This window comes from Streptomyces sp. MB09-02B (assembly GCF_033794485.1).
In the GTDB taxonomy this organism is placed as follows: domain Bacteria; phylum Actinomycetota; class Actinomycetes; order Streptomycetales; family Streptomycetaceae; genus Streptomyces.
The window spans coordinates 1-5,563 of sequence record NZ_JARGEE010000527.1 but is presented as its reverse complement, the minus strand read 5'-3'; the positions used below and the strand labels follow the sequence as shown (position 1 = coordinate 5,563).

Genomic DNA, 5,563 nt, shown 5'->3' with positions numbered 1-5,563 from the left:
GGTTGGGGGTGGGTGGCGGCCTCCTCCGGGGTCAGGCGGCCCTCGTCGATCATCGACTGCACGACGGTGTGGTCGTGGGTGATCCGGAACAGTTCGCCGTCGCGCAGGAGATACGCGCGGGAGTCGCCGATGTGGACCAGGGCGAGGTGCGAGCCGGTCCAGAGCATCGCCGTCAGGGTCGTGCCGTCGTCCCCGGTCCCCGCGACGCCCCGTACGGCGTCGCTCGCGCCGCGTACCGCGTCCTCCAGCAGGTTCAGCACGCTGCCCGCCGGGAGGGTCTCGCGGTCCAGGGTCTTCAGGGCCTCCACGGCGGCCGTGCTCGCGGGGGCCCCGGCGGGGCCGAAGCCGTCGGCCACGGCGAGGACGCGGGTGCCCGCGTAGGCGGTGTCCTGGTTGGCGGCGCGGACGAGGCCGGTGTCGGAAAGGGCGGCGTAACGGAGTTCGAGCATCGCGGTGTCCTCCTCGGACGGGTGGGTGAGGTGGTCCACGAGGAAGGTCGCCAGGTCGCGTCGGGCCGCCGTCTCGGCCTCCACGCCGGCCCAGTACGCCCGGATCTCCCGGGTCGCGGGGCCCGGCTCCAGCGCGCACACCGTACGGATGCGGGCCAGCGGCATCCCGAGCCGGCGGAGCCAGGCCACCAGCCGGGCCTGCTCCAACTGCTCGGCGGCGTAGTAGCGGTAGCCGGTGTCGGGGTCGACCCGGGCGGGCCGCAGCAGCTCCAACTCGTCGTAGAGCCGCAGTGCCTTCGGTGACAGCCGGCACGCCTTGGCGAAGGCCCCGATCGTCAGCATTTCCATGGCTCCCCCTGGCTCTTCCGGTCCTGGCGTTCCTCGTTCCGCTCTCGATGCTGGGGCTTCACCGAAGGTGAAGGTCAAGCGGTGGTGCGGAAGCCGAGCCGATCATCCGTTATCTTTTCGTAATCGACTCGGCCACATCCGATCACATACTGATCACACTCTGAAGGAACATGAGCGCGCACAAGGCACCACGTTCTCGCCGCCGCAGTCGAACCCGTGGCGGCCGACGGCGGAAGGAACCCGCGTCGCGAGCGAGGGCGCCTCTGTGGAGCGGGCTCGGGGCGGTGGCGGTCGTCGGTGTCGCCGGCTTGGCCGCGGTGGGATGGGTGGGCGGCGGCACGGGCGAGACGGCCGGCGGGTCCGGGGCGACCACGTCCGCCGAACCCTCGCCCGAGCGGTCCCGGCGCTCACCCGGTCCCAGCCGGAGTGCCGACGCCGACGCGGGCGTCGACGCGGGTGCGTCCGGCAGCCCCTCCTCCTCACCCAGTTCGTCACCGAGCGACTCGGGGTCGCCCTCTCCCGACGACTCGCCGGTCTCCATCCCCAGAACCGGGCCCGGCACGTTCACCACGGCCTCCGGCGGCAGTCCCAAGGTGGGCAAGGGCACGCCCCTGCGCTACCGGGTCGACGTCGAGAAGGGGCTGACGCTGTCGGCGGCCGATGTCGCCGAGGAGGTGGAGGCCATCCTCGACGACCCGCGCGGCTGGACCACCGACGGCGAATCGGCGTTCCAGCGGGTCTCCGGCGGCCCCACCGACTTCGTCGTCAAGGTGGCCACTCCCGGTACGGTCGACGAATTCTGCAGCAGGGTCGGGCTGAACACCGGCGGCGAGTACAACTGCCAGGCAGGCGACGACGTCATGGTCAACCTCGAACGCTGGGAGCTGGCGACCCCCGCCTACGCCGACGACGTCGAGGCCTACCGTGCCCTGATCATCAACCACGAGGTCGGCCACTTCCTCGGCCAGGGCCATGTCACCTGCCCGGGCGAGGGCGAGCCCGCCCCGGCGATGATGCAGCAGATCAAGGGCATGAAGGGCTGCGTCCCCAACGTCTGGCCGTACGACGAGGACGGCCGCTTCATCACGGGGCCCTCGGTGCCGTGAGCCGGAACGGGCCGACGGCGGCCCGGGTGCCCGCGAGAACCCGGTCCCGTCACGTCACCCCCGCTTGTTAGCCTGCGCCGAAGACCCGCCGCAGACGTACGAGAATGGAGCCCCCGTGGCCCGCACAGCCGCCCCCCGTATCGCCCTCGCCACCTACGATCCCGGGCCCAGGATCGACCACGACCGGGATCTGCCGGTGCTGGTGGAGGCGCTGCGGGAGGCCGGGGCCGACGCGGTGGCCGTGCGCTGGGACGATCCGGCGGCCGACTGGGCCGGACACGACCTGGTCGTCATCCGGTCCACCTGGGACTACAGCTGGCGCGCGGCCGAGTTCGTGGCCTGGGCGGAGAAGACCGGCGAGGCCACCCGGCTCGCCAACCCGGCAGAGGTCGTGCGCTGGAACGCCGACAAGCGGTACATCGGCGATCTTGCGCGGGCCGGTGTGCCCGTCGTACCGACGGACTACCTCGCACCCGGCGACCCCCTGCGGCTGCCCGAGGCGCACGCGTACGTCGTGAAGCCCACCTCCGGCGCGGGCGCCCGGTACGCCGCCCGCTACACCCCCGACCAGCGGGAGACGGCCGCCGCGCATGTCGGGCGGATGCACGGCGAGGGGCTCACCGCGATGGTGCAGCCGTTCGTGAGCAGCATCGACACCGAGGGGGAGCGGGCCCTGCAGTTCTTCGGCGGCCGACTGCTGCACGCCAGCCGCAAGGGCGCCGTGCTCGCGCCCGGCACGGCCTACGACGCCGAGAAGACCGCCCACCCCGACCTGGTGCCCTGGACTCCGACCGAGGCCGAACTCGCCGTCGCCGAGCGGGCATTGGCCGCCGTACCCGGCCGGTCCGAGCTGCTGTACGCGCGGGTCGACATGGTCACCGGGGCGGATGGGCAGCCGTGTGTGATGGAGCTGGAGCTCGTCGAGCCCAACCTCTTCCTGTGGCTGCACCCGGACTCGCTGCCCCGCGTGGTCGAGGCGATCCTGGCCGCCGCCACCGCCTGACCCGCGGCCCGCGCAGCCGCGAGCCCCCTCACCCGAAGAGGCGGGAAATCCACGAAGCGGGCGTCCCGCCCGTGCCCGCTGCCTACCCTTCGGGGTTACAACAGCGCGTACGGGAACCACAACTGAGGGCGTGACCAGCATCGTGGGCGGATCGGAGTCGCGGCGCACTTCCGGTTTCCCGGCGGAGCTGACGAGCTTCGTGGGGCGGCGGGACGAGGCGGCCGATGTCAGACGGTTGTTGTCGGCGGGGAGACTGCTGACGCTGACGGGACCCGGCGGGGTCGGCAAGACCCGCCTCGCCGGGCATGTGGCGGGACAGGTCGCACGGGCCTTCCCGGACGGCGTGTGGCTCGTGCCGCTGGCCGCGCTGAGCGACGAGGCGTTCGTCCCGCACGCCGTCAACGACGCGTTCGGCGTCCGCAACGAGACCGTGCGGCCCCCGCTGGAGATCCTCGTCGACCACCTGCGCGAGCGGCGGTTATTGATCGTCCTGGACAACTGCGAGCACCTGCTGCGCAGTTGTGCCGTCCTCGCGGGGACCGTGCTGGCGGCCACCGAGGGCGTACGGATCCTCGCGACCAGCAGGCACCGGCTCGGGCTGGCCGGGGAGCAGCTCTTCGAGGTGCCGCCGCTGCCCGCGCCCGCGCCGGAGGAGCTGAGCCTGTCCACGAGTTCGTCGGCGATGGAGTCCTTCCCCGCGCTCAGGCTGTTCGCCGACCGGGCGGCGGCCGTGGTGCCCGGTTTCACCGTCGGTGAGGCGAACCAGCAGGCCGTGGCCCGGCTCTGCCGTCGCCTCGACGGGCTGCCCCTCGCCATCGAACTGGCGGCGGTCCGGGTGCGCGCCCTCGGCGTGGACCAGCTCGTCGAACGCCTCGACGACCGCTACCAGCTCCTGACCTGCGGCAGCCCCACCTCCGCGCCCCGCCACCGCACCCTGCGCTCCGCCGTCGACTGGAGCCATGAACTGTGCACCCCGCAGGAGCAGTTGGTGTGGGCGTGGCTGTCGGTGTTCGTCGGCGGCTTCGATCTCGCCGCCGCCGAGGCGGTCTGCGCCGGGGAGGACGCCGGGACGGGGGAGCGGATCGCCCCGTGCGCGGTGCTGGACGCCGTCGCCGGGCTCGTCGACAAGTCGGTGCTCGTCCGGGAGGAGCACGGCGGTCAGGTCCGCTACCGGCTGCTGGTGTCGCTGCGCGACTACGGGCTGGAGAAACTGCATGCCCTGGGCGCGGCGACCGAGACCCGGCGCCGCCACCGGGACCACTTCGCGCGTCTCGGCGCCGAGTACGAGCAGGCCTGGTTCGGTCCCGACCAGACGGAGATCACCGAACGCATCCGCATCGACCAGGACAACTTCCGGGCCGCCCTCGACTTCTGCCTGACCACCCCCGGCGAGGCCCAGCACGGGCTGCGTCTCGCCGCCCGGCTGTGGTTCCACTGGGTCGCGGGCGGCATCTGGGGCGAGGGACGGCACTGGATGGACGGCGCCCTGCGCGCCGGGGCGCACCCCGATGTGGCCCTGACCCGCGCCATGTGGGCGGGCGCCCTGACCTCCCTGGTCCACAGCCGCTCCGCCGCCGTCCTGGCCGGCCTCGACCCGGTGCGGACCGCTGCCGACGCCGACGAGGAACTCCCGGTGCCCGCGCCCCCGCCGGCCGGCGCTCTCGCCCCGGGCCGGGCCCGCGCCTGCACCGCCTTCGTCGTCCTCACCCGCGTCGAACTGGCCTGCACCCTCGTCAGCCGGGGCCGTGCCGACGAGGCGATCCCGCTGTGCGCCGAGGCCGTCGCCCTCTGCGAGGCCCACGGGGAACAGTGGGCCCGCTCCTGGGCGCTGCGCACCCTCGCCCTCGCGCACTGGTCGGCCGGGCAGTACGACCGGGCCGCCGAGCACGCCCGTGCCTGTCTGCGGCTGCCGTACACCGTGAGCCAGCACCAGAGCCTCGCCCGCACCCTCGATCTGCTCGCCGCCGCCGAGGCGCTGGCGGGTGACGCCGAGCGGGCCGGTGTGCTGCGCGGTGCCGTCGACCGGATCTGGCACGACATCGGCGGCAACCCCGTGGAGGCCCTCCAGCCCGGCCGCCCCCGCGCCGCCGAACACCACGCCCGCCGCGCCCTCGGCGATCACGCCTACGCCCTCGCCCACCGCCGGGGCGGCCGTCTCACACCGGAGCAGGCGGTGGCCTACGCCCTGGGCGAGCCGGGGGAGGGCCCGTCCGCCGCGCGCACGGGCGGACGGTATGAGGGCGCGGCCTTCGCGCCGAGGGCGGACGACGGGCGGGACGGCTCGGGTCCCGGTGTGCACGCGGGGGAGGTGCCCGCCGTGCGCCGGAACGCGGCCAGCTCCTCGCCGGGCCACCGGGAGGGCTCCCTCACGGCCGGGACTCCGGCCCGCGCCCTGGCGTCGACGAAGGCCTCGGCCCCCGTCACCGCCCCCGTCGTCGACCCGGTCCCGCTGACCCGCCGTGAACTGCAGGTCGCGGCCCTCGTGGCGCAGGGCCGCACCAACAAGCAGATCGCCGACCACCTCGTCATCGCCCGGCGCACCGCCGAGGGCCATGTCGAACGCATCCTCGTGAAGCTGGGGTTCCACAACCGCAGTCAGGTGGCGGCCTGGTTCAGCGCGCGGGCGGGGCTGTAGCGGGCGGCGTACCCACCGGGAC

Annotated in this window: 4 protein-coding genes; 3 read left to right on the top strand and 1 reads right to left on the bottom strand. The window is 73.9% G+C overall.

Annotated features, from left to right (window positions below; translation table 11 throughout):
• A partial coding sequence (locus tag P1P70_RS39755; RefSeq protein WP_319246620.1) for a MerR family transcriptional regulator occupies positions 1 to 797 on the bottom strand: 797 nt, incomplete at its 3' end.
• A 284-nt stretch (positions 798 to 1,081) separates the two neighbouring features.
• On the opposite strand from P1P70_RS39755, the gene P1P70_RS39750 reads away from it, so the two are divergent.
• From P1P70_RS39750 to P1P70_RS39740, 3 genes are all read left to right on the top strand, one after another.
• The gene (locus tag P1P70_RS39750) at positions 1,082 to 1,903 is read left to right on the top strand and encodes a DUF3152 domain-containing protein (RefSeq protein WP_319246617.1); all 822 of its coding nucleotides are present in this window, start codon (positions 1,082 to 1,084) and stop codon (positions 1,901 to 1,903) included.
• A gap of 115 nt (positions 1,904 to 2,018) precedes the next feature.
• Entirely contained in the window at positions 2,019 to 2,906 is an 888-nt protein-coding gene (locus P1P70_RS39745; RefSeq protein WP_319246614.1) for a hypothetical protein, read from the top strand.
• Positions 2,907 to 3,036: 130 nt separating this feature from the next.
• Positions 3,037 to 5,541 carry a LuxR C-terminal-related transcriptional regulator gene (locus P1P70_RS39740; RefSeq protein WP_319246611.1) on the top strand — a complete coding sequence of 835 codons (2,505 nt, stop codon included), beginning with the start codon at positions 3,037 to 3,039 and terminating at the stop codon, positions 5,539 to 5,541.
• Positions 5,542 to 5,563 lie beyond the last annotated feature (22 nt).